The sequence below is a fragment of the Microbispora sp. CA-135349 genome (assembly GCF_050947365.1).
Lineage (GTDB): Bacteria > Actinomycetota > Actinomycetes > Streptosporangiales > Streptosporangiaceae > Microbispora.
In genome coordinates, this window is sequence record NZ_CP192001.1 from 2,675,583 (window position 1) to 2,698,746 (window position 23,164).

At 70.4% G+C, this 23,164-nt stretch carries 18 protein-coding genes, 1 tRNA gene and 1 pseudogene; 11 read left to right on the forward strand and 9 right to left on the reverse strand.

Features of this window, described 5'->3' with window-relative positions; translation table 11 throughout:
- Positions 1 to 87 precede the first annotated feature (87 nt).
- Positions 88 to 1,977: a M14 family zinc carboxypeptidase gene (locus tag ACQPZZ_RS12690; protein ID WP_432931801.1), complete on the forward strand. Its 1,890-nt coding sequence runs from the start codon at positions 88 to 90 to the stop codon at positions 1,975 to 1,977.
- Here the strand turns inward: ACQPZZ_RS12690 and ACQPZZ_RS12695 are convergent.
- The 3 genes from ACQPZZ_RS12695 to ACQPZZ_RS12705 form a co-directional block, all read right to left on the reverse strand.
- Entirely contained in the window at positions 1,974 to 2,765 is a 792-nt protein-coding gene (locus tag ACQPZZ_RS12695; protein WP_432931803.1) for a hypothetical protein, read from the reverse strand. The two genes, ACQPZZ_RS12690 and ACQPZZ_RS12695, sit on opposite strands and share 4 nt — an antisense overlap.
- A gap of 120 nt (positions 2,766 to 2,885) precedes the next feature.
- The gene (locus ACQPZZ_RS12700; RefSeq protein WP_432931805.1) at positions 2,886 to 3,221 is read right to left on the reverse strand and encodes a hypothetical protein; all 336 of its coding nucleotides are present in this window, start codon (positions 3,219 to 3,221) and stop codon (positions 2,886 to 2,888) included.
- Between the two features lie 153 nt (positions 3,222 to 3,374).
- Complete coding sequence (locus ACQPZZ_RS12705) at positions 3,375 to 6,533, reverse strand: FG-GAP-like repeat-containing protein (RefSeq protein ID WP_432931807.1); 3,159 nt, start codon at positions 6,531 to 6,533, stop codon at positions 3,375 to 3,377.
- 749 nt (positions 6,534 to 7,282) lie between these two features.
- On the opposite strand from ACQPZZ_RS12705, the gene ACQPZZ_RS12710 reads away from it, so the two are divergent.
- On the forward strand, positions 7,283 to 8,587 hold the full coding sequence (locus ACQPZZ_RS12710; RefSeq protein ID WP_432931809.1) for a deoxyguanosinetriphosphate triphosphohydrolase: 1,305 nt from the start codon (positions 7,283 to 7,285) through the stop codon (positions 8,585 to 8,587).
- An 87-nt stretch (positions 8,588 to 8,674) separates the two neighbouring features.
- Here ACQPZZ_RS12710 and ACQPZZ_RS12715 read toward each other — a convergent pair whose 3' ends face one another.
- Complete coding sequence (locus ACQPZZ_RS12715) at positions 8,675 to 9,532, reverse strand: LysR family transcriptional regulator (RefSeq protein ID WP_432931810.1); 858 nt, start codon at positions 9,530 to 9,532, stop codon at positions 8,675 to 8,677.
- Positions 9,533 to 9,603: 71 nt separating this feature from the next.
- On the opposite strand from ACQPZZ_RS12715, the gene ACQPZZ_RS12720 reads away from it, so the two are divergent.
- Complete coding sequence (locus tag ACQPZZ_RS12720; RefSeq protein ID WP_432931812.1) at positions 9,604 to 10,347, forward strand: SDR family oxidoreductase; 744 nt, start codon at positions 9,604 to 9,606, stop codon at positions 10,345 to 10,347.
- 10 nt (positions 10,348 to 10,357) lie between these two features.
- On the opposite strand, the gene ACQPZZ_RS12725 is transcribed toward ACQPZZ_RS12720, so the two are convergent.
- On the reverse strand, positions 10,358 to 11,203 hold the full coding sequence (locus ACQPZZ_RS12725; RefSeq protein WP_432931814.1) for a M23 family metallopeptidase: 846 nt from the start codon (positions 11,201 to 11,203) through the stop codon (positions 10,358 to 10,360).
- Positions 11,204 to 11,348: 145 nt separating this feature from the next.
- On the opposite strand from ACQPZZ_RS12725, the gene dnaG reads away from it, so the two are divergent.
- The 5 genes from dnaG (at position 11,349) to ACQPZZ_RS12750 (ending at position 17,004) form a co-directional block, all read left to right on the forward strand.
- Positions 11,349 to 13,271 (forward strand): DNA primase, encoded by a 1,923-nt coding sequence (gene dnaG, locus ACQPZZ_RS12730; RefSeq protein WP_432931816.1) that lies wholly within the window; start codon positions 11,349 to 11,351, stop codon positions 13,269 to 13,271.
- Positions 13,272 to 13,417: 146 nt separating this feature from the next.
- Positions 13,418 to 14,557, forward strand: coding sequence for an RNA polymerase sigma factor RpoD (gene rpoD / locus ACQPZZ_RS12735; protein ID WP_432934364.1), 1,140 nt, complete (start codon positions 13,418 to 13,420; stop codon positions 14,555 to 14,557).
- A gap of 162 nt (positions 14,558 to 14,719) precedes the next feature.
- Positions 14,720 to 15,448, forward strand: coding sequence for a glyoxalase (locus ACQPZZ_RS12740; protein ID WP_432931818.1), 729 nt, complete (start codon positions 14,720 to 14,722; stop codon positions 15,446 to 15,448).
- A gap of 104 nt (positions 15,449 to 15,552) precedes the next feature.
- Positions 15,553 to 16,056: a hypothetical protein gene (locus ACQPZZ_RS12745; RefSeq protein WP_363647638.1), complete on the forward strand. Its 504-nt coding sequence runs from the start codon at positions 15,553 to 15,555 to the stop codon at positions 16,054 to 16,056.
- Positions 16,057 to 16,092: 36 nt separating this feature from the next.
- Positions 16,093 to 17,004 (forward strand): hypothetical protein, encoded by a 912-nt coding sequence (locus ACQPZZ_RS12750; protein WP_432931820.1) that lies wholly within the window; start codon positions 16,093 to 16,095, stop codon positions 17,002 to 17,004.
- A gap of 206 nt (positions 17,005 to 17,210) precedes the next feature.
- On the opposite strand, the gene ACQPZZ_RS12755 is transcribed toward ACQPZZ_RS12750, so the two are convergent.
- On the reverse strand, positions 17,211 to 17,510 hold the full coding sequence (locus ACQPZZ_RS12755; protein ID WP_363647642.1) for a YtxH domain-containing protein: 300 nt from the start codon (positions 17,508 to 17,510) through the stop codon (positions 17,211 to 17,213).
- 271 nt (positions 17,511 to 17,781) lie between these two features.
- Between ACQPZZ_RS12755 and ACQPZZ_RS12760 the strand changes: the two genes are divergently transcribed.
- Positions 17,782 to 17,854 (forward strand) — tRNA-Asn (locus tag ACQPZZ_RS12760).
- A gap of 303 nt (positions 17,855 to 18,157) precedes the next feature.
- Here ACQPZZ_RS12760 and ACQPZZ_RS12765 read toward each other — a convergent pair.
- Entirely contained in the window at positions 18,158 to 19,414 is a 1,257-nt protein-coding gene (locus ACQPZZ_RS12765) for a vWA domain-containing protein (RefSeq protein ID WP_432931822.1), read from the reverse strand.
- A gap of 95 nt (positions 19,415 to 19,509) precedes the next feature.
- A pseudogene (locus tag ACQPZZ_RS12770) lies at positions 19,510 to 19,629 on the reverse strand (N-6 DNA methylase); the annotation flags it as partial.
- 10 nt (positions 19,630 to 19,639) lie between these two features.
- On the opposite strand from ACQPZZ_RS12770, the gene ACQPZZ_RS12775 reads away from it, so the two are divergent.
- Both ACQPZZ_RS12775 and ACQPZZ_RS12780 read left to right on the forward strand, forming a co-directional pair.
- A complete protein-coding gene (locus ACQPZZ_RS12775; protein WP_432931825.1) occupies positions 19,640 to 21,355 on the forward strand; it encodes a type I restriction enzyme subunit R domain-containing protein in 1,716 nt (571 codons plus the stop codon).
- A gap of 18 nt (positions 21,356 to 21,373) precedes the next feature.
- Positions 21,374 to 22,081 carry a M48 family metallopeptidase gene (locus ACQPZZ_RS12780; RefSeq protein ID WP_432931827.1) on the forward strand — a complete coding sequence of 236 codons (708 nt, stop codon included), beginning with the start codon at positions 21,374 to 21,376 and terminating at the stop codon, positions 22,079 to 22,081.
- A 107-nt stretch (positions 22,082 to 22,188) separates the two neighbouring features.
- On the opposite strand, the gene ACQPZZ_RS12785 is transcribed toward ACQPZZ_RS12780, so the two are convergent.
- Positions 22,189 to 22,959 carry a hypothetical protein gene (locus ACQPZZ_RS12785; RefSeq protein ID WP_432931828.1) on the reverse strand — a complete coding sequence of 257 codons (771 nt, stop codon included), beginning with the start codon at positions 22,957 to 22,959 and terminating at the stop codon, positions 22,189 to 22,191.
- Positions 22,960 to 23,164: the final 205 nt, after the last annotated feature.

Sequence of the window (23,164 nt, forward strand, 5' to 3'; positions counted from 1 at the left end):
ACCGGGCCGCGCGACACGGCCCGGTGAGCGTTGATCCCGGCGGCCTGACTGATCACTCTACGTACCTACCGCAAGGGAGGACGTGGAGTGAGAAGACGTCTGTACCCGGCGGCACTGGGGCTCGCGGCCGTGCTGTTCGCCGTCGTCCCCGCCGTGCTCGCCGCCCCGCCGGACGCGTCGGCGGCCGGACCTGCCGGATCGGCGGGGGTTCTGCCGGCGGCGCGGGCCGCCGAACCGGCTCCGTCGAAGCAGTACCAGGTGGACGGCCCCGCCGACGTCGCCCAGCGCAGCGCGGTCGCCCGCACGGGAGCCGCGATCGACGAGGTCCACGGCCGGAGCCTGGTCGTCACCGCGACGCCCCGGGAGGTCGCGGCCATCCGGGCGCTCGGGTTCAGGGTCACCGAGCTTCCCCCGCCCGCCGACCAGAGCGGGCCGCGGACCTTCGACTTCCCCTCGGGCGACTCCGGCTACCACAACTACGCCGAGCTCAGCGCGCTGGTGGACCAGGTCGTCGCCGCCCATCCCACGATCGCCCGCAGGTTCAGCTACGGCCGGTCGTACGAGGGCCGCGACCTGATCGGCGTCAAGATCAGTGACAACGTCGCGACCGACGAGAACGAGCCGGAGGTGCTGTTCACCGCGCACCAGCACGCGCGCGAGCACCTCACCGTCGAGATGGCGATCTACCTGCTGCGCATGTTCACCGACGAGTACGGCGGCGACGCCCAGATCACCGACCTGGTGAACACGCGGGAGATCTGGATCCTGCCCGACCTCAACCCCGACGGCGGGGAGTACGACATCGCGACCGGCTCCTACCGGTCGTGGCGCAAGAACCGCCAGCCCAACTCGGGCACCTCCAGCGTCGGCACCGACCTCAACCGCAACTGGGCCTACCGGTGGGGCTGCTGCGGCGGGTCCTCCGGCACCGCGTCCAGCGAGACCTACCGCGGCGCGGCGGCCGAGTCGGCACCGGAGGTCAGGGCCGCCGCCGACTTCGTGCGCGGCCGGGTCGTCGGCGGCGTCCAGCAGATCAAGGCGGCCATCGACTGGCACACCTACAGCGAGCTCGTCCTGTGGCCGTACGGGTACACGACGGCCGACACCGGCCCCGGCATGACGCAGGACGACCGGGACGCGCACGCCACGCTCGGCCGCAGCATGGCGGCGACCAACGGCTACACCCCCGAGCAGTCCAGCGACCTCTACATCACCGACGGCTCCATCGACGACTGGATGTGGGGCACCTACAAGATCTTTACGTACACGTTCGAGATGTATCCCACCGGGAGCAGCCCCGGCTTCTACCCGCCCGACGAGGTCATCGACAGGGAGACCTCGCGCAACCGGGCCGCGGCGCTGCTGCTGACGCAGAACGCCGACTGCGTCTACCGCGTCATCGGCAAGGAGTCCGCGTACTGCGGCACCGGCACCCCGTCCACGACCGTCTACTCCGACGACTTCGAGACCGCGACGGGCTGGACGGTGAACGCGGCGGGCACCGACACCGCGACCACCGGCGCCTGGGAGCGGGGCCGCCCGGCCGCGACGTCGTCGAGCGGGACCAAGCAGCTCGGCACGCCGGTCAGCGGGAGCTACGACCTGGTCACCGGCGCGGCGGCGGGCGCGAGCGCCGGGGACTACGACGTCGACGGGGGAGAGACGACGATCAGGTCGCCCGCGATCACGCTGCCGTCCTCGGGAACGCTCACGCTGTCGCTCTCCTGGTACCTCGCCCACGGGTCGAACGCCTCGTCGGCCGACTACTTCCGGGTGAAGGTGATCGGCGCCACGACGAGCACGGTCGTCGAGCAGCTCGGCGCGGCCGCGAACCGGGACGGCTCCTGGAGCGTCGCCACCACGCCGCTCACCGCCTTCGCCGGGCAGACCGTACGGATCCAGATCGAAGCGGCCGACCTGTCGGGAGCCAGCCTGGTGGAGGCCGCCGTCGACGACGTGAAGATCACAAAGAGTTAGCGCCACTCCCACCGGACGCCCCGGATGCCCGGGCGGGCGCCGGTGTCCAGGACGTGGGCGGTCCCGAACGCGTCGACGCGCAGCTCACCGGCGTCCCCGGGCGGCGCCGACGCGTCCGGGGACCAGGTGTGGTAGCACCGCACCGGCAGCCGCCCGCCCGTGAACCGCACCTGCGTCAGGAACTGCTCGACCGGGTCCCGCAGGCGCCGGTCGTACCGGTCGGCCGGGGCGACGGCGGTGACGTACTCCACGACATGGGTCTCGCCGGGGGCGAGCGGGTGCGGGAAGATCAGCTCGCTCAGGGGCCCCGTGCCGTCGTCGCCGCCGCGGCCGGGCCGGCACCACTCGGTGCGCAGCAGCCGGGTGCCGGGCGGATGGGCGACGACGTACCGGTCCACGCCCGGCGCGGCGGCCCGCAGCACGACGCGGGCGCTCACCCGGTGCCGCCGGCCGGCGCTCACCACCACCTGCTCGTGGTGGCTGAGCACGGTGAGAGCCTCCGGCCGCCGCCCCCGCGGGCGGGGCGGCCCGAGCAGGCCGATCAGGGCGTATTCGGGCAGGGACAAGATGACCTCGAGCTCCCGGACCGCTGCCAGGGAAGCGGCCCGCTCGGGCCGGGACCGGCCGCGCTGCCAGTAGCTGAGGATGGACAGGCTGACCTCGAAGCCCCGCTCGCGCAGCCGCGAGTGCAGGCGGTCGAGGCTCAGGCCCCGCGCGCGGATGGCGACCCGCAGGGCGCGATCGAAGGGCCCGGACCGGAGGACCTCCGCGAGCTCGTCGTCCACCACCAGGGCTCCTCCTCGGAAGCGCCAGGGCGGCAAAAACCGAGTATCACTCGCGATCCGTATGCCGGGCAAGAGGTGTTGGTGTGACGCCCTAGCGCGGCAACTCGCCGGTCGGGTGCGCGGTCACTCCGCTTTGCCGACGACGCCGTTGAGCAGGACGCACAGGTAGGCGCCGACGCGGGCGATCGGGGTGGGGCCGAGGCCGAGCGCGAAGGCCGTGCCGCAGACCAGATGATGGAGGTCCTCGTCGGTGAGTCCCGGACGCAGGGCGCCGGTCTCGCGGGCGCGGGCAAGGACCGTCCCGGCCAGAGCGTTGAACTCATCGCGCTGGGCGGCGGTCTCCGGGGTCGCGTCGTCGGTGGCGGGTGAGGCGATCACCTCGGCGAAGGCGGGCTCGGCCAGGGCTTCCAGCAGCACCCGGCGGTTGGGGAAGGGCCGGTATGCGGTGCCCACGCCCATGCCCGCGCGACAGCGCTATCGCGGGCCGTGATCGGGCGCGTGACGGCGAGGGCGGAAGGGCTGCGGCCTCTCGCCGTTCTTCGTGCTGGGGAGAGGCCCGTGAGGAGGTGGTCCACCTCCTCACGGGCCGGTTGGCGATCGTTCAGGCAGGCGTCACGGGCAGCGGTTGGCGACGCAGAGCGGAGGCCACCGGTCGGGCGGGATGGGGGCCGCGGGCGGTGGGTTGTCCGGGGTGCCGGGGTAGCGGTCGTTGAACCAGGCGCCTATCTGGCCGAGGGGGCCGATCCCGAGGTAGTCGGCCTTCCGGTCGCCGTTGACGTCGTGGAGCCGCACGTTGTCGCGGTCGACTCCGACATCGCCGATTATCTCGCCCTGCCAGATCCACCCTCTGCCGCCGAGGTCGTTGAGCCAGGCGCGGACCTGTCCGTTGTCCTGGACGACGAGGTAGTCGGCCTTCCGGTCGCCGTTGACGTCCTCCAGGCGCACCCAGTCGCGCGGATAGCCGTAGCCCGGGTTGATCTCGCCCTTCCACGTCCAGCCCTGACCGGGGCCGTTGTTGATCCAGGCGCGGAGCTCGCCCTCGTCCTGGAGGACCAGGTAGTCGTCGAGGCCGTCGCCGTTGACGTCCTCCAGGCGGACCCAGTCACGGGGGTAGCCGTAGCCCGGGTTGAGTTCGCCCTTCCATGTCCAGCTCTGGCCGTCGCCGTCGTTCTGCCAGGCCCGGAGCTGACCCAGGTCCTGGAGGACCACGTAGTCGTCCCGGTTGTCGCCGTTCATGTCGGCCAGGCGGACCCAGTCACGGGGGTAGCCGTAGCCCGGGTTGAGTTCGCCCTTCCATGTCCAGCTCTGGCCGTCGCCGTCGTTCTGCCAGGCCCGGAGCTGACCCAGGTCCTGGAGGACCACGTAGTCGTCGCGATTGTCGCCGTTCATGTCCGCGAAGCGCACCCAGTCACGCGGATAGCTGTAGCCCGCGGAGATTTGGACGATGTGGTTCCAGCCCTCCCCGGGACTGGCGGGCGGGGGGCCGGGGTCGACCGGTGCCGGGTTGCCGGGGGTGGGGCCACCGGGGTAGCGGTCGTTGAACCAGGCGCCGATCTGGCCCAGGGGGCCGATCCCGAGGTAGTCGGCCTTCCGGTCGCCGTTGACGTCGGCGAGTCTCACGTTGTTCCGGTCGACTCCGACGTCGCCGATGACGGCGCCCTGCCAGATCCATCCCTTGCCGCCGAGGTCGTTGAGCCAGGCGCGGACCTGTCCGTTGTCCTGGACGACGAGGTAGTCGACCTTCTTGTCGGCGTTGATGTCCTCCAGGCGCACCCAGTCGCGCGGGTAGCCGTAGCCCGGGTTGATCTCGCCCTTCCACGTGAAGTCCTTGCCCGGGCCGTTGTTGATCCAGGCCCGGAGCTCGCCGTGGTCCTGGATGACCACGTAGTCGTCGAGGCCGTCGCCGTTGACGTCCTCCAGGCGCACCCAGTCCCGCGGGTAGCCATAGCCCGCGAGTTCGCCCTTCCACGTCCAGCTCTGGCCGACGCCGTTGTTCAGCCAGGCTCGGACCTGCCCCAGGTCCTGGATAACCACGTAGTCGTCCCGGTTGTCGCCGTCCATGTCGGCGAACCGCACCCAGTCACGGGGGTAGCCGTAGCCGGCGTTGAGTTCGCCCTTCCAAATCCAGCTCCGGCCGTCGCCGCCGTTCAGCCAGCCCCGGACCTGCCCCAGGTCCTGGACGATCAGATAGTCGTCCCGGTTGTCGCCGTCCATGTCGGCGAACCGCACCCAGTCACGCGGATAGCCGTAGCCCGCGGATATCTGCTCGACGGCGTTCCAGCCTTCGGCGGGGTTGGCAGGCTGGGGCATCTGGCACGCCGACGGGTTGCCGGCGACCGGGCTGGCGATGACACCCTCGCGGAGCGCCGCGCTGATCGCGCTGTGGAAGACTCTCCCCATCTTGTCGTAGCCGAGCTGGCCGGGGTGGAGCTTGTCCCTCAGGTCGGCCTCGGTGACGGCGCCCATGCTGAGGGCCCGCACGCGCCGGCCTTCGGCGGCGAGGGTCCTGGCCATGTCCGGGATCCGGGAATTATACGCGGCGATCCGCGCGTTGATCGCGTCGTCCTGCGACGGTACGAGCCCGCTGACCAGTACCGTGGTCTCCGGAGCGGCATTGGTGATCTTGCGGATCAGGGCGGCGAGCCGATGGTGGGCGTTCCCGACGTCGAAGTTCCGGTTCATGTCGTTGGTCCCGATGTGCAGCAGGACGACGTTGGGCCGGTAGCGGCGTACGGCGCATTCGGCGATGTCGTCGATCTGGTCGATCCGCCAGCCGCCGTGGCCTTCGTGGTCGGAGTCGGAGATGGAGCCCGCGCCCGAGTCCTGGGAACCGACGAAGTCCACCGAGTGGCCGGCCGTCTGCAACCCACTCAGCAGTTCGCGCCGGTAACCGACGTATCTCTCGGTGCTGTCGCCGATTCCTCCGTAGCCCACGGTGATCGAGTCGCCCATCGGCATCACCCGCAGATTGGCCGTGCGGGGCATCCAACCCCGTGCGGTGGCCAGCTCGAACAGGCGTCCCGCGGTCCCGGGGCCGCGTCCGCCCACCACATTGGCCAGCGTCCTGAAGAAGCCGGCCGATGAGCCCCACCAGCGTTCGATCGTGTTCGCGACCGACAGGAACCCGTCGCGGATCTTCTCGAAGGCGGAGCCGAACGAGTTGCTCATGGCGAACGGGCCGAGCCAGACCTCCCAGACCAACGCGGAGACGGCGTCGACGATGAGGGATCCCAGCATCCTCTCCCAGAAGGCCCAGTCCCTTGCCGGCCCGTCTTCGAGAGCCGTGATCAACAGGACGATGCCCTTGCTGATGATCACCTGCAGGGAAGCGCAAATCCCCTTGGCGAGGTTCGGAGTCGCCGGCATCGCGGGGACCAGGCCGATGACGCACACCACCCGGAACACGAGCCCACCAGCGGTGACGCTGACCCACATCAGCGCCTCCTCCCACCAGGACAGGTTGCTGGTGTGCACGTCCGATTCCACCGTGACCGACACGCCGGTGGACGTCACGGTGAAGGTGCCGTCGAACTCGCGCGGTTCCAGGTCACGCGCCCCGGGGAAGTCGGCGGGATGTGCCGCGATCTCCTCCTGGATGGTCTCGCTGAGGAGGGGGTTGCGGTTGTTGAACTCGTTCGCCCACGCCGTCAGTTCGGCCCGATCGAACCCCTCGGGCATCGGGAAGTTCAGCGTGACCGTGGTCGCGGCGCTCGCCGCCGGCTGAAAGCCGACCTGAAGAAGCAGACACAGGGTGACGAGCAGAGACGTCACGACCCTGCCCCTTCTTCGGATCCTCCTGCCGGTCACCGGCACTGTCCCTCCACGTGTAAGAGCGGGCGGCCCACTGGCGGCCTGCCGGAAGCCGTATCGGTCACATCGGGCTGCCGCCACCGAGGGGGTGGGGGGCGGGAGGAGGCGAGGCGACCAAGCGGGCCGCGGGAATGGGAAGTTGTCACGAGAATCGGAGCTCCGTTATTCGCGGATAGGACCGAGCGAAGATGCTGGGGTGCGATGCGCCGGATGGGCCGTGCGTCGCCGGAACAGACAGGGTCGGCGGCTACCGGCGATGGGCAAGCATGTGCGCTGCCAGTTGCCGTGGTTGGTCTTGGCCGGGACGACGGCGCCGACGTAGTTGGAGTGGACGGCCATCGTTCTGGGAGGGCCGCACCCCGCTCGCGGCCAGCGCCACGATGACGATCACCGCGGCGGCGATCCCGCCCGGACACGGCGAGACGCCCCTTGCTCCGTCGCCCAGTTGATGCCGGTAAAAGGCATTCTTCCCTCGCTCTCAGTCGGGACGCTCTTTGCGGCGCCTCTCCCAAGCGCGTATACAACCGCCGTGAAGATGCCAATCGGTGTACGGAGGCTGAACGAGTCCGCCCGACCAAGTGGATAGTTCATCCGGATAGGCGGGAGGTGGCGCGCACGACCGGATCTGTCGTGAAACCCGACCTTCGGGGGTACGATCCAATGCCCGCCGCCGAGAGGCACGCCCACGGGGCCGCACGGAAGGAGGACGCATGGCCCGCTACGACGAGCACGACCAGGCGCGGTGGGTGCCGGAGCCGCCGGGCAACCCGGAGCGGAGCGCGTTCGAGCGCGACCGGGCACGCGTGCTCCACAGCGCCTCGCTGCGCAGGCTCGCCGCCAAGACGCAGGTGGTGGCCCCCGCCGACTGCACCGGCCTGCACAGCCCCCGTACGCGGCTGACCCACTCCCTGGAGTGCGCGCAGATCGGCAGGGAGATGGGCAAGGTCCTCGGCTGCGACCCCGACCTGGTGGAGACCGCCTGCCTCGCCCACGACCTCGGCCACCCTCCGTTCGGCCACAACGGGGAGGCCGCGCTGAACGACCTGGCCGCGCCGTGCGGCGGGTTCCAGGGCAACGCGCAGAACCTGCGCCTGCTGACCCGGCTGGAGGCCAAGGTCATCACCGAGGACGGCCGCAGCGCCGGGCTCAATCTCACCAGGGCGACGCTCGACTCGGTCTGCAAGTATCCCTGGGCCGGTTCCTCCTGCCGCGTGCCCGGCGTCCCGCTCGCCCGTGAGGGCCAGCCGTACTGCGTCTACCCCGACGATCTCGCGGTCTTCCGGTGGCTGCGGGAGGGCGCGCCCGACTACGCGGTCGGCTTCGAGGCGCAGGTCATGGACTGGGCCGACGATGTGGCTTACTCGGTGCACGACCTGGAGGACGGGCTGACCTGCGGCCACGTCACGATGGCGGCCCTGCGCGACCCGGAGGAGCGGCTGGAGGTGTGCCGCGTGACGAGGGAGTGGTACGCGCCCGACGCCGGCCTGGAGGAGTTGTCGGAGACCTTCGCGCGGCTGCTCTCCGAGCCGCTGTGGCCGGCCGCCTTCGATGCGGGGCTCGCCGACCTCGCCGCGCTGAAACGACTGACCAGCGCGCTCATCGGACGGCTGTGCCGTGCCGCGCAGGACGCCACGCGCGAGGCGTACGGCTGCCGCCCCGGGCCCGGCGGCCGGGGCGCCGCGGGACGGTACGACGCGGACCTGGTGGTGCCGAGGACCACCCGTCTGGAGTGCGCGCTGCTCAAGGGTGTGACGGCCTGCTACGTGATGTCCCGTGAGGCCCACCACGCCGTCCAGTTCCGGCAGCGCGAGATCATCGCGGAGCTGGGCGAGCTCATCCTGCGGGGCGCCCCGGCGACGCTGGAGCCCGCTCTGCGGCCGCAGTTCGAGCAGGCCGCCGACGACGCGGGGCGGCTGCGCGCGGTGGTGGACCAGATCGCCTCGCTCACCGACGCCTCCGCCATGGGCTGGCACCGCCGTCTGTCGGCGGCCACCCACCGGCTCAAGGCGAGCTGACCCGCCGGAGCCGCCCTCAGGGCCGGGTCGCGGGTCCGTCCCGGGCCGGCCCGCGTGGCCGCCTCCGGTGTGACTCGCGTGGCCGCCTCAGGGCCGGCCCGCTCGCCGCGCGACCTCCGCCGCAGTGCGCACGAAGGCGGCCAGCGCCCGCGACCGCGCGTCCTGCGGCCAGGCCAGGACCAGCGTCGTCGGCGGCGCGTCGGCCACGGGCACGCCGACGAGGTCGTGACGCAGGTTCCCCCGGATCGACTGGGGGACGACCGCCACGGCCCGGCCGAGCGCGACGAGATGCATGAGCTGGCCGCTCTCGGCGATCCGGAAGGAGTCCTCGGGGACGGCTCCGGGCCACCGCGGCAGCGGCTCCCCGTCGAGGTCCGCCATCGACAGCTCCGCGCGCCCGGCGAGCCGGTGCCCCCGGGGCAGCACCGCCACCTGGCTCTCCACCAGGAGCTCCTCGACCGCCAGACCGGTCAGATCCTCGCGCGGGGCGTGCAGCAGGGCGGCGTCGGCCCGGCCGTCCCGCACCATCGCGCCCCGCTCCAGGGCGCTGAAGACGATGTCGACGGGCAGCGCGCCCGGCGTGGCCGCGTACGCCGCGAGGATCTCCGGCAGCAGGTCGGCGTCCCCGCCCGGTTTGGCGGCGAGCACGAGCGAGGGGGTGTCGCGGCCGGCCCGCCGGGTCCTGCGCACGGCCGCCGACACCGCGGCGAGCGCGGCGTGGCCCTCCCGCAGCAGCGTCTCGCCCGCTTCCGTCAGCTCGACCGTGCGGTGGTCGCGTTCCAGCAGCCGCACCCCGAGGCGGCGTTCGAGCCGCTGGATCGCCCGCGACAGCGGCGGTTGCGCGATGCCGAGCCGCCGGGCCGCCCGCCCGAAGTGCAGCTCCTCGGCCACCGCCACGAAGTAGGTCAGCTCCCGCGTCTCCACGGTGTCGTCACCGGCGGTCATACCGCGAGGGTATCGCCCGTGACCGAGACGGTGTTGGGCACCGGGAGGGACGGGGTGGTGGGCTTGTCTCCATGAACGGCACTGACACCATCGCCCTGGTCACGGGCGCGAACAAGGGAATCGGATACGAGATCGCCCGGCAGCTCGGCGAGCTCGGCATGACCGTGCTGCTCGGGGCGCGCGACCCGGGGCGCCGCGACGAGGCGACCGCGAAGCTGCGGGCGGACGGCCTGGAGGTCCACCCGCTGACGATCGACGTCACCGGCGAGGAGAGCGTGCGGGCGGCGGCGCAACAGGTGGGGGAGCGGTTCGGCCGCCTCGACGTGCTCGTCAACAACGCCGGCATCTCGGGCGGCACCCGGCAGACGCCCGGCTCGGTCGATCTCGGCGCGGTGCGCGAGGTGTTCGAGACCAACGTGTTCGGCGTCATCCGGGTGACCGACGCGATGCTGCCGCTGCTGCGGCGGTCGCAGGCCGGGCGGATCGTCAACGTGGGCAGCGGCACGGCGTCGATGACGCACATGACCGACCCCGATCACTACTTCGCCCGGAGGCAGAGCGTCGCGGGCTACCCGCCGTCGAAGGCCGCGCTGAACATGCTCACCATCCAGTACGCCAAGGAGCTGCGGCCGCTCGGCATTCTGGTCAACGCCATCGCCCCCGGGGCGTGCGACACCGACTTCGCCAGGGATCTCGGCATGTCCCTGCCGCGTACGGCGGCGCAGGGCGCGGCGGTCGCGGTCAGGCTCGCGACGCTCGGCGCCGACGGACCGTCGGGCGGGTTCTTCGCCGAGGACGGCCCGGTGCCCTGGTGACCCTGCTCGCCTAGAGCGGGATGACCACGACGTCGTCGTCGTCACCGCCACGGTTCTTCTTCTTTTTCTTCGTGGGCGGCCTGGTCTCGTCGGGGACGGGCGTGACCTGCTTCGAGGCGCACAGTTGCGTGCAGGGCGGGGTCTCGCCCATCTGCTTGCGCAGGGTGATCATTTCTTTGCGCGGGGAGACGGTGGGGTTGCCGTCGTCCCAGGCGTCCAGGTAGGGCCACGGCCGCACCACGCCCCGGCGCACCCACCAGTACTGGGACGAGACCGGCCAGGAGATGGCGAAGTAGAGGTTGCTCGCGGTGTCGCGGGCGTTGCCGGAGTTGCCGACGCGGCCGAGCGCCTGCCCGGCCTTGACCTTGGTGCCCGGCTTGATGCCCTCCTCCACCGAGTCGAGGTGGCCCCCGAGGTACAGCACGCCGTCCTCGCCCTTGACGGTGACGAAACGGCCCTCGCGGTCGGGGCCGCGGTCGGTGGAGGGGGACCAGAGGTTGTTGACGTTGACCTCCTGGACCACTCCGTCGACTGGCGACACGAACGCGCAGCCCTTCCTCGCCCAGATCACGGTCTTGGGGAGCACGAGCAGCTTGCGGGCGTACGAGGCCCTGCATCCCTTCACGGGAAAGGCGTACGTGTAGGAGGACATCTTCGGCGGCGGGACCCGCACCGGCGTGTCCCCGGGCGGAGGCGGGACACGGCCGGGCCGGGAGTCGGCGCTCGCGGCCGTGATGCCGTTCCCCGGCGGCGTCGTCGGCGGCAGCGTGCTCACTCCCGCGACTCCGGCGGGCGCGCCGCAGGACGCCGCGAGGAACGCGGCGCCGGCGAGGGCGGCCAGTCTCCCCGATCGCATGATCTCCACCTGGTCGACGTTACCGAACCTTTCCTTTGTAACGGACCAAGTCCCGCATCACGACCGATTCGGGAAAGTCATGACATGTCGCTGCCCTGGCGGCGGGGCGTCCGGGCTGTCGGAGGCAGGCTCTAGACTCGCCAGCGTGGCAGGGCGAAGCGGTCGGATCAGTGACGAGGACATCGCGCTCGTGCGGGAGCGCTCGCCGATCGCCGACGTCGTCGGCGAGCACATCCAGCTCCGCAACGCGGGCGGGGGCAACCTGAAGGGGTTGTGCCCGTTCCACGATGAGAAGTCGCCCTCCTTCAACGTCACCCCGGCCAGGGGTTACTACTACTGCTTCGGCTGCGCCGAGGGCGGCGACGTCATCACGTTCGTCCGCAAGATCGAGAATCTGACGTTCAGTGAGGCCGTCGAGCGGCTCGCCCAGCGCGCCGGGATCCAGCTCCGCTACGAACAGGGCGGCTACGTGCCCGGGCGCGAGCAGGGCGAGCGGCTGCGCCTGATCGAGGCGCACCGCGCCGCCGCCGAGTTCTACGCCGAGAGGCTGTCGGCCCCGGAGGCGGCCCCGGGGCGGCGGTTCCTGTCCGAGCGCGGCTTCGAGCGGGCCGACGCCGAGCACTTCGGGGTGGGGTACGCGCCCAACGAGTGGGAGGCGCTGTCGCGGCACCTCATGGCCCGCGGGTTCACCTCCCAGGAGCTGATCAAGGGCGGGCTGGCCCGCGAGGGCAGGCGGGGTCCCGTCGACCGGTTCCGCGGCCGGCTGATCTGGCCGATCCGCGACATCACCGGAGACGTCATCGGCTTCGGCGCGCGCAAGCTGCTCGACTCCGACGACGGTCCCAAATACCTGAACACCCCAGAGAGCCCGATCTATCACAAGAGCTCGGTGCTGTACGGCGTCGACCTCGCCAAGCGGGAGATCGCCAAGCGGACCCAGGCCGTCATCGTCGAGGGCTACACCGACGTCATGGCCTGCCATCTGGCCGGAGTGCCGACCGCGGTGGCCACCTGCGGCACCTCCTTCGGGGAGGACCACATCAAGGTGCTGCGCCGGCTGCTGCTCGACCAGGCCGAGTTCCGGGGCGAGGTGATCTTCACCTTCGACGGCGACTCGGCGGGGCAGAAGGCCGCTCTGCGCGCGTTCCAGGACGAGCAGAAGTTCGTCACGCAGACCTTCGTCGCCGTGCAGCCCGACGGCCTCGACCCGTGCGACCTGCGGGTCAAGCAGGGCGACGCCGCCGTGCGCGACCTGATCGCCGGCCGTGAGCCGCTGTTCGCCTTCGCGATCCGCAGCACCTTGTCCCGCTACGACCTCAACACCAACGAGGGCCGTCTGGCCGCGCTGGACGCCGCCGCGCCCGTCGTGGCATCGATCAAGGACCCGGGGCTGCGCAAGACCTACGTGGTGGACCTCGACCGCTGGCTCGGCTTCATGGACGAGGGCTTCGTCATCCAGCGCGTACAGCAGGTCGCGGGGCGCGCGCAGGAGGGCGCCCACGCTCCCGGACACCGCCAGACGGGCCGGACGGCGGCGGCGCCGGCGCGGTCCGCCCCGGTGCGACAGGAGCCCCTGGACCCGGCCGTCCGCCTGGAGGCGGAGGCGCTCAAGCTCGCCGTGCAGCGGCCCGCGCTGCTCGGGCCGGAGTTCGACGCGCTCGGCGCGGCGGCGTTCACCCTGCCCGAGCACGTCGCCCTGTACGAGCTCGTCCTGGCGGCGGGGGGGACCGTCGCCGGAGGGCCGGGCGGGCGCGAGTGGGTCGACCGGCTGCTGGAGCAGGCGGACGCAGGGACGCCGGACGGCCCCGGCGCCGATCTGAAGCCGCTCGTCACCCGGTTCGCGGTCGAGGCCGTGCGGGCCGACGTCAACGTCGAGGAGCGGTACGGCGCCGCCGTCCTGGCCAAGATCCAGGAGGTCGCGGTGGGCCGGGCGGTCGCCCAGGTCAAGTCGCGGCTGCAGCGGCTCAACCCGGTCGACGAGCAGCAGGAGTACAACCGGCTGTTCGGCGAACTCGTGGCGCTGGAACAGCAGCGACGGGTGTTGCGAGAACGCGCCAGCGGGGCCTGAATAAACGTCCCTTTCCAGATCTCACAGTCGCCAAACATATGTTTTGATCTCGATTCGGTATTGACTTCCGCCTTACCTTGAGTGACAAAAATAGGCCTGCCATTTAGAGGTGCCTTTCCTGCACACTGTGTTGCGTGGGTGCATCGGTGCTGCCAAGCAGGCCGCCATCGGTAGATCAGGTGGCGGACCTTGTCGCGAAGGGAAGGGAACGCGGGAGCGTCACGGTTGACGACGTGGCCGCCGCGCTCGACCGATCCGAGTTGCCCGCTGACGCGCTGGAGCGCGTCGTGCGGATGCTCGCCGAGAACGGGGTTGAGGTCCTCGAGCCGCAAGGCGACGAGGAGCCCGGCAAGCCGGACGAGGAGGATATCGGCAAACGCGCTCCGACCAGCGACCTGGTCAGGATCTACCTCAGGGAGATCGGCAGGGTCCCGCTGCTCACCGCCGAAGAGGAGGTGGAGCTGGCGAAGGCCATCGAGGCGGGCCTGTTCGCGGAGGACAAGCTCTGCGAGAGTCCCGCCGCCAGGTTCGCCCGGCCGGAGCTGGAAGACCTGGTGTGGGAAGGCGTCCGCGCCAAGCAGCGGCTCATCGAGGCCAACCTCAGGCTCGTGGTCTCCATCGCCAAGCGCTATGTGGGCCGCGGAATGCTGTTCCTGGATCTTATTCAGGAGGGCAATCTCGGTCTCATCCGGGCGGTCGAGAAATTCGACTACACCAAGGGATACAAGTTCTCGACCTACGCCACCTGGTGGATTCGCCAGGCGATCACCCGGGCGATCGCCGACCAGGCGAGAACCATCCGGATTCCCGTGCACATGGTGGAGACGATCAACAAATTGGTCCGGGTGCAGCGGCAGCTTCACCAGGACCTCGGCCGGGAGCCGGCCCCCGAGGAGATCGCCGCCGAGATGGACCTGCCCGTCGACCGCGTGGTGGAGATCCAGCGCATCGCCCAGGAGCCGGTCTCGCTGCAGGCGCCCATCGGGGAGGAGGACTCCGACCTCGGCGACTTCATCGAGGACGCCGACGCCGTGGTGCCGATGGAGGCCGCGGCCTTCATCATGCTGCAGGACCAGCTCGACGACATCCTGGCCACGCTCTCGGAGCGCGAGCAGCGGATCATCCAGCTCAGGTTCGGCCTCTCCGACGGCCACCCCCGCACGCTGGAGGAGGTCGGCCGGGAGTTCGGTGTGACGCGTGAGCGCATCCGCCAGATCGAGTCCAAGACGCTGGCCAAGCTGCGCCACCCCACCCGGGCCCAGATGCTCAGGGACTACCTGGACTGACGCTGCCGAACCGCGGACGAGCGCCTCCCTCGGGGGGCGCTCGACGCGTTTGCGGCACCGGCCGTGAGATGGGATCACTGGAACGATCCATATGCGGCTCGTGCCGAAGGCTGCGAGCATCGCGGGCGACCTGGAAGCCGAGCGGCCCGGAAGGTGAATGACGTGAGCGAGCCCGCGGTCCGGCCGAACGAGACGACGGTGCCGTTGATGCCGTGCGTGTCGGTGGAGGAGACCTTGGAGTTCTACGAGGCACTGGGATTCGAGGCGACCTACAAGCAAAGCAAGCCCTATGTCTATGTGGCGCTGCGGTGGAGCGGATTCCAGCTGCACTTCGGACCGGCGCCCAAGGACCTGGATCCGGCCCGGGAGCAGTCCGGGGCCTGCCTGGTCATGGTCGACGCCGTTGCGCCGTACCACGCGGAGTTCGTCGCGGCGATGCGCCGGGCCTACGGGAAGGTGCTGAGCTCCGGCTTACCGCGGATCACCCGCTACCGGCCCGGCGCGTCCCGGTTCACGCTGATGGACCCGTCCGGAAACTCGATCATCTTCATCCAGCGCGACGAGCCGGCCGAGCTGGAGTACGGCGGCTCGAAGAAGCTGACGGGCCTGGCCAGGGCGCTCGACAACGCCCGCATCCTGCGCGAGTTCAAAAACGACGATCTGCAGGCCTTCCGTGCGCTCAAGTCCGCGGTGCGCAGGCACGGCGGGGACGCGGCGCCGGTCGAGCGGGCCATCGCCCTGTGTCACCTCGTCGACCTGGCCACGGCGCTGGGTGAGCCTGCCGACCCCTGGCTGGCGGATCTGCGTGCTCTGGAGCTCACCGCGGACGACAGGCGGCGCGTCGAGTCGGAGCTCGGGCATCTCGCCGGGCTCCAGGAGTGGCTCCCCTGACAGCGGAGGATCCGTGGCCCTCGCGCCGGGCGCCGTACGAGGGGTGACCGGGCCGCCGGATAGCCTCGGGGGTGTTAACGGTCGTCGTACGCTGGCGGTGTTCCTTGACTCCTCCCAAGCCCTCGCTGTCCCGCCTGTTCGGCTCCAGGCTGCCCCGTGAGGTCCGTACGGCTCTCGCGCTGGACAGCGGCGAGCGCCCGATCAGCCACGCGCTGACGCCGGAGGGCGGCCACATCGTCGCCACCACCCGGGCGCTGCACCTGCCGGACGGGCCGCGCCTGCCCTGGCACCTCATGGACAAGGCCGTGTGGGACGAGGAGGGCGTGACGGTCACGATGACGGACGGAGCCGTTCACCGGGCCCTCCTGACGGAACCGGGGAGACTGCCGGAGACCATCCGCGAAAGGGTGACCTCGACGATCGTCGCGAGCCGCCATGTGACCATCAACGGCCGCGGGGGAGTGCGCCTGGTCGCCCGCCGGATCCCCGGCTACGACACCCCGCGCTGGGAGTTCATCTTCGACCCCGGGCTCGACGCCGACGACCCGGGCCTGCGCGCCCACGCCGAGCAGGCGCTCGAAGAGGTGCGCCGCAGCCTCGGCGTCTGACGACGGCACGGCCTGTCCATGGCATGATCACCTCGCATGAGATGGCGAGTGACGATGGCGGCCGTGCTCGGGATCGCGGCCCTGCCGGTGCCCGCGCAGGCGGCGGCGGTCGACGTGGTGGCCGCCGTGCGGCGGCTTGAGGCTCAGGGCAGCCCGGTGAAGATCTTCCAGCACGCGTCGGTCGCCTGGCCGCGCGACTCGCGGTTGGACGAGTTGCCCCGCGGTTACTGCAAGGGCGGGAGCAGCGACCCCAACCTGACAGGCATGGCGCGGCTCGGCCCCGGCGGGGTCGTGGCCGCGGACGTGAAGCGGTCGATGCTGTGGGACAACTGCAGTCTGCAGTTCCTGAGAGAGGACGCCGCCGGCGGCGACCGGCACGCGGGTGACCTCGCCCGCGTCGGCTTGGCGGCACTTCGGGTGCGCAGCGTCGGCGGTGTGCTCTACGGCGCGGGCCCCGCGTACGGCGGCACGTCGTGGGCGAAGCTTGGAAAGGCGCCCGGCGGCGCGGCCCTGTACGGTGACCAGATCATCGACGCCTTCGACCTCGGGACGCTCAGGGCCCTGGTCGCCTCCGCGTCGAGCAGCAGGCCGGGATCGGCGGTCCACGACGCCGACGACCGCGCGGTCAAGAAGACGTGGAGCTATCGCGGCACGACCACCTTCGGCAAGCTGTTCGCGATGTCCAAGCCGTTCCGGACGATGCTCGGAGGGCGGCTCGATCCCCGGTACCGCGCGATAACCGTCTTCTGGGGGATCGCCACCGACCTGACCGGGAAGCCGATCGTGGTCCAGGCGGTGTGGCGGCCCGGCACGGGGTATCCGGCGGAGTCCGTCGCCGTCTCCACCCGTTTCAGCTGGGACGTGAAAGCCTCGATCACGGCTCCGCGCACCGGCAGGACCGCGCGGGACCCCTACGGGGACGACGTCGTCGACCTGTTCCGTTCGTGAGAGCGTCCCGCCGCGGCCGTGCGGGCGGGTGACTGTCCGGAGTGACCTCCGGCGCGGCACGCGTCCGCGCAGGGCTCTGGCGGGGCGTGCGCCGCGCTGTGGACATGTGGAGGACAGGCGGCGGGCCCCGGCCGGCGACGGGGGCCCCGCCGTCATTTCCCGCGGCCCGCCGGCCGCCATCGAAGCATGGTCTGCCGGGGATCGGCTCAGGGGATCTGGTCGGCGCCGGCCGGCCAGCCGGTGGCCGTGCCGACCCGGTCGGTCCTGTCGGACTCCCAGGTCTCCGTCTTCTTCAGGAACGGCACCTTGTCGCCCGCGAGGTCCTTGGCCTTGCCCGCCACCTTCGAGGCCTGGGCGCCCACCAGCCCCGCCGCCTCCTGCACCGTGGGGCTGTCCGCGAACCGCTGCGCGAAACGCTTGATCTGCTCGTAGCGCTCACGCCCGGCCCGCGTGCCGAGGACGTAGCCGACGGCCAGCCCGGTGGCGAACATCGCCTTGTATCGCATCTTCCACCTCCGCGCTCGTGTTCCCCGCCCCCCTACCCCGAGGGCCTGTCTCTATCCAACAGCAGCCGATCCGGCCCTGCCCGGGCGGGTTCCCGGGCCGTCCGGGTGCTCTTTGCCGTACGCCGATCAAGACCCTGCGACTCGCGGACGATTTCGATGTGACAGACACCCCCCGGAGTGCGCTAATCTAGTTCCGCGCCGCAAGGAAAGCCGAAAGGCCGGAACGAGCGGAGCAGGGCAGTAACAGCAGTAACCGCAGTACAGAGCACGATCCCGTGTAGCTCAATCGGCAGAGCAGCCGGCTGTTAACCGGCAGGTTATAGGTTCGAGTCCTATCGCGGGAGCAAGTCACCTCGGGGCGGTGGTCACAGACCACCGCCCCGAGGCTTTTGTGCGGCCAATGCGTCGAACGTCCTGTCGCGTCGCTGGTCTTCACATCCGGCCACCGGCCCTGGCGGTGCTGAGAGTGCCGCTGCCGGTTCCCCGACGACCGGACACGACTTTTCGAAGTCGATCCAGCCACGCCAGGTCCGTGAGGGGAAGGCCAGTGCCGCAGGTCATCCTCGGCCATGGGGGCTCCCGATTGCGTGTGAGTGATCAGGATAAGCAGCCGCGCCGGCGGTGCAAGGGCGCGTTCCGGACAGCGGTCACTCGTTCGTGCGGCCGCGCTTGCGGTTGCCGGTGTGCCAGCTCGCGCGCATCGTCTTGGAGACCCGGTTGGCGTCGCTCCTGGCGCGGGCCGCGTAGAGGCCGAGCTCCTCGGACTCCCGGGCCAGCTCGTCGCGGTTCGGCGCCCACGACATGGCCTCCTTGACGGTGAGCGCGCTCGACGTGAGGAGATGCATGGCCCGGTCGGCGTCGCCCTCGATCAGGGCGTCGGACGCCTGCCGTTTGGCGTCCTGCACGTCCTGGAAGAGGCGTTCGGCGCGGACCACCGGGTCGGGGATCCGCCCCGCGGCCTCGTCTCCCGGAACCACGTTGACGGTTATGGGCAGGGCGGCGGTGTAGGTGGTCAGGCTCTGCGTGGCGACGCAGGTCAGCGTGATCTCGGCGACCGTCGCGAGGCCGAGGCTGGCGATGCCCGGCACGGCCAGGCGCGCCAGAAGCTTTCGCCGCTCCCCGCCGTAGAAGTCACCGAGCTCCACGAGCACCGCTCCATCAGGCAGAGGGGACACGGGCAGCCCGCCGTACAGGGACACCGACGTGACGGGCGGCTGCGGCACGATGGTGAGCGAGGCGGCCTGCACGACCTTGGCCAGCAGATGCTCGGCCTCGGCCGAGATGAGCCGGCCGGCCGTGTCGGGGTCCTCGGCGTGCAGGGCGCTGCCCGCGCCGCCGTCCGCGACGGCGGTCATCAGCCGCTCGTCGTAGTCGAGCCCATAGCCCAGTGTGGTGACGGCGACGCGGTTACGGCGGGCGTCGGAGGCGATGCCGGCCAGTGCGGTGTGATCGACCACGCCGGTGTTGGCGTGGCCGTCGGAGATCAGAAGCAGGGTGGCGCCGCTGTCGCCGAGCACCCGCCGGGCCTCTTGGACGCCTCGCAGCAGCCCGCTGGACAGGTCGGTCATCCCGCCGGGTTCGAGGGCGGAGACGGCCCGCTTGGCCGCGGCCTTGTCGGCGAGCGGTCCGGAGGGGATCTCCACCCGTGCGGAGTCGTCGAAACTGACCAGGCCGAAGTTGTCGGTGGGGCGGAGCTTGTCGATCAGGCCGAGCAGGGCCCGCTGGGCGCCGGCCAGCCGCTCTCCGGCCATGGATCCGCTGCGGTCGAGAACGACTTCCAGGGTGGCGGGCGGGCGGTCGTCCCCGTCGTCCGGCGGGGGAGCGGTGATGTCCACCAGAACGTTGATTTCGTCGTCGGTGTCGAACGGGACCACCGAAAGGTCGAGGTGTGCGTTGATATGCATAGGGGCCTTCGCGGGCATCGTGTGCCAGGTCCACTCCGGCACGATGACGAGAGCCTATAGCTAGTGAAGTGAGTACACAAGTATACGGTGTGACGTGGAGGCTTTACCAGGCGGACCATCATCCGGACGACCCCGCGCGGGGTGTAGAACTCCCCGCCCTTCTTGCCGGCCGAGTCGGCGAACTGCCCGATCAGGTACTCGTACGCGGCGCCGATCGTCTATGAGGTGCGGACGGTCCGTGGCGCCGTACGGGACGGCCGGGAGCTCGACGACATCGTCGAAGAGGACCTGGAGGGCCTGACCGAGGAGGAGCGCGAGCAGCTCCAGCGGCGCTATGCCACCAAGGGGAAGGTCTCCGCCGCCGAACAGCTCATCGCGGCCAAGGCCAAGAACATCCTGCGGCACTACGTCGAGAAGATCCTGCCCGAGCGCTTCAAGGCGCAGGTGGTCGCCGAGGACCGGGAGGCCACCGTACGCTACCGGAAGGCGCTGCTGGCCGCCCGCGACGAGCTGATGCAGGAAATCGAACGGCTGCCGGCCGAGGTGCTGAACACGCCTCCTGACGAGTTGCGCAAGCGGGACGCCTACCTGGCCAGGGCCGCGCACCACCTTGACCTGCTCAAGCGGATCGACTTCGTGCCCGTCATCTCGGAAGGGAACTCCGAGCGCGAGCAGGAGCTGTCCGAGTGGACGGACCCGGCGAAGCGGAAAGCCCGCATCGACGGCTTCACCCAGCCGTACGAGGAGTCGCCGATCGGGTTCGTCATCGTGCAGTCGATGCTGCTGACCGGATTCGACGCGCCGATCGAGCAGGTGATGTACCTGGACCGAGGGCTGAAGGAGGCCGAACTCCTGCAGGCGATCGCCCGGGTCAACCGGACCTCGGACGGCAAGGACTTCGGCTACGTCGTCGACTATCACGGCGTCGCGGAGAACCTGCTCCAGGCGCTGCGCCTCTACGCCCGGGAGGACTTCGACAGCGACGACGCCGCCGACGTCGCGAACGCGATGCGCGATCCGCAGGACGAGATCCGCAAGCTGGAGCCACAGCGGGGCCGGGTGCGCATGCTGTTCTCGGAGCGGGGCGCGAACGTGGACGACGTGGAGAGCTGCGTCCAGCTTCTCGCGGACGACGAGTTGCGCGACAGGTTCAACGTCGAGCTGGCCCGGTTCCTCAAGACCGTCAACGCGGTGTTGCCCGACCCGGCCGCCAAGCCGTACCTGCCGGACGCGAAACACTTCACCGTGGTCAAGATGACCGCGAACCGCCGCTATCGGGTGGACGGCGGCGAGTTCAACCCCGCGGCGTACGGCGAGAAGATCCGCGAGCTGATCGACGACCACGTGGTGTCGCTCGGCATCGAACAGACGCTGCCTCCGGTCGCGCTCACCGCGCCCGACTTCGCGGAGAAGGTCGACAAGCTGCCCGGCCCGCGCTCGAAGGCGTCCGAGATGGAGCACGCGATCCGCTACCACATCTCTGTGCACGCCGGCGAGGACCCGCACCGCTACCAACTGCTCAGCGAGCGGCTGAAGAAGATCCTGGAGGAGCTGGCCGACGACATCGAAGCGCAGGTGCGTGCGTTGCAGGGGCTCCTCACCGAGATCGTCGAGGAGCGGCCGGAGAACCCGCACGGGCTCAGCGACGTGGAGACCGCCCTCTACGGCGTGCTGCTCGGCGAGACCGCCACCTCCGCCGACGACGCGCAGGACACCGCCCTGGTGGACGTGACCCGGCAGGTGTACGCGCTGGCGGTCGAGACCGTCCACCGCACCGACTTCTGGAAACCGACCAAGCGCACCGATCAGGAGAAGTTCCGCCGCCGCATCTCCGGCGTGCTGTTCGACGCCGACGTCTGCGACGAGGACGATCTCAAGAGGATTTCCAGCCAGCTCCTCGACGTCATCAGGCACAACCGGCAGCGCATCCCCAAGCCCTGACCTGGCATGCTGATGCCCGTGAACGACTTCCCGGGCGTCCTTCGGGTCGGCGACCTCGACATCGCCGTGTCGGTGAGCCCGCGCCGTAAGACCGTGCGGCTCACCGTCGAGCGGGACGCCTCGGTCACCGCGGTCGTTCCGCCGCAGGTGTCCGAGGCCGAACTGGCCAAGGTGGTCGAGGCCAAGCGGCCCTGGCTGTACGGCAAGCTCGCCGAGCGGCGCGAGCTGGGCCAGGCCCGCCCGGCCAGGCAGTACGTCGCCGGCGAGGGCTTCCCGTACCTGGGCCGGTCGTACCGGCTGCGGATCGTGGAGCCGGGCCGCGAGGTGCGGCTGATCCGCGGACGGCTGGAGCTGGGCCGGGGCGGGGGCGCGCGGGACCTGGTCCGCTGGTATCGCCGGGTCGGCGAGTCGTGGCTGAAGCGGCGCATCCGGCCGTGGGCACAGAGGATGGGCGTCGAAGTGACCGGGCTGCGGGTGTTGCCGCTCGGCTACCGCTGGGGGTCCTGCTCACCCGACGGCAAGGTCAACATCCACTGGGCGACCATGCAGCTGCCGCCGACGCTCATCGACTACGTGCTCGTGCACGAGCTGGCCCACCTGCTCCGGCACGACCACAGCGCGGAGTTCTGGCGGCTGGTGGAGCGGGCGCTGCCCGGATATGAGGACTGCCGGGAGCGCCTGCGCCGCCTTGGCCCCGACCTGTGGCTGCCAGAGGAAGGACGCTGACGAGGCGGAGCGGCCATGGATTGAACTCAAGCGACGGGGACCCTCATCCTGTCCGGCCATCGCCCGTGAAGCGGCTCCTCCGGCACATCCTCCCGGAGGGTTCCCGCTCAGCGGCGGGTTCTCGTGACGACCTCGCCGAAGTGCCGGCAGTTGAACCAGGCGACGCTCTCGGCGTCCCATCCGTGCAGGACGAAGCTCGCGGACCCTTCCTCGACCGGGACGCCCTGCGCGGTCAGGAGCCCACGGAAGGTGAGATGCACTGCGTCGTATTCGCGGGCGACGGCACCCCAATCCACCAGATGCCGGCCGTTGTCACATGTGGCGTATCTGGTCACCAACGACCAGACATCGGCAGGACAGTCGATCGTGAAGATCCTCACGTTCTGCGGCTCGAAAAAAAGACAGTGTTCGGTCAGTTCGGCGGGGCCGACGGGAACGTAGGAACTCTCGATGGCCGCTTGCCAGGAGCTGCGCCCCCGGTCCACCAGTGACGATGTCCAGAAGACGCCGTGGGGCTTCACGACGACACGGCCAGTCGCGGGCTGCGGAGGCGCTCCCGTATCCGCCCGAGGCGTCCGACGTACGTGAAGGTCGCCGAAATGGATTTGAGGCGAAGACGTGACGGCAAGACGGTGTGCGAGCGGATGCGACTCCAGGACCTCCGCGACGAGACGGGCCGCGTCGAGCGCGCACCGCTCGCCGTCGAACACCTCTTCCGGCGTGTCGTCGCCCTCAGACAGCCTTAGCGCCGCCAGAACGCACATCTTGTACAGGTCCCAGAAGTCGCGAGACCTGCGCCACTCATCGGCCCACTGCACCCAGTAGGCCGCATTGCGGCCGACCGGTGACCGGAGGAGCTCTGCCAGCGTCCTTTCCACCCACACCGCCTCACCCAGGGAGTACAACCAGGTAGCATCCACGCTTCCCCTGTCGGGGTAGTTCTTGTGGCGTTGCCCGGGAGGAACGTCTCACAGCGATCCACACCTCCAGCGCAGTTCTTCCACAAATCCTCGCGGGCTGGTCACGTCGCCAGTCATCCCAGAAAATCCCCGCCACATCATCCCGGAATCCGCCATCTCAATT

Bases quoted from the DNA above. Each gene is read 5' to 3' on its own strand.
- ACQPZZ_RS12700 (WP_432931805.1), bottom strand. From the start codon at position 3,221: ATGGGCGTGGGCACCGCATACCGGCCCTTCCCCAACCGCCGGGTGCTG.
- ACQPZZ_RS12710 (WP_432931809.1), top strand. From the start codon at position 7,283: ATGGCCCGCTACGACGAGCACGACCAGGCGCGGTGGGTGCCGGAGCCG.
- ACQPZZ_RS12715 (WP_432931810.1), bottom strand. From the start codon at position 9,532: ATGACCGCCGGTGACGACACCGTGGAGACGCGGGAGCTGACCTACTTC.
- ACQPZZ_RS12720 (WP_432931812.1), top strand. From the start codon at position 9,604: ATGAACGGCACTGACACCATCGCCCTGGTCACGGGCGCGAACAAGGGA.
- ACQPZZ_RS12725 (WP_432931814.1), bottom strand. From the start codon at position 11,203: ATGCGATCGGGGAGACTGGCCGCCCTCGCCGGCGCCGCGTTCCTCGCG.
- ACQPZZ_RS12750 (WP_432931820.1), top strand. From the start codon at position 16,093: ATGAGATGGCGAGTGACGATGGCGGCCGTGCTCGGGATCGCGGCCCTG.
- ACQPZZ_RS12755 (WP_363647642.1), bottom strand. From the start codon at position 17,510: ATGCGATACAAGGCGATGTTCGCCACCGGGCTGGCCGTCGGCTACGTC.
- ACQPZZ_RS12765 (WP_432931822.1), bottom strand. From the start codon at position 19,414: ATGCATATCAACGCACACCTCGACCTTTCGGTGGTCCCGTTCGACACC.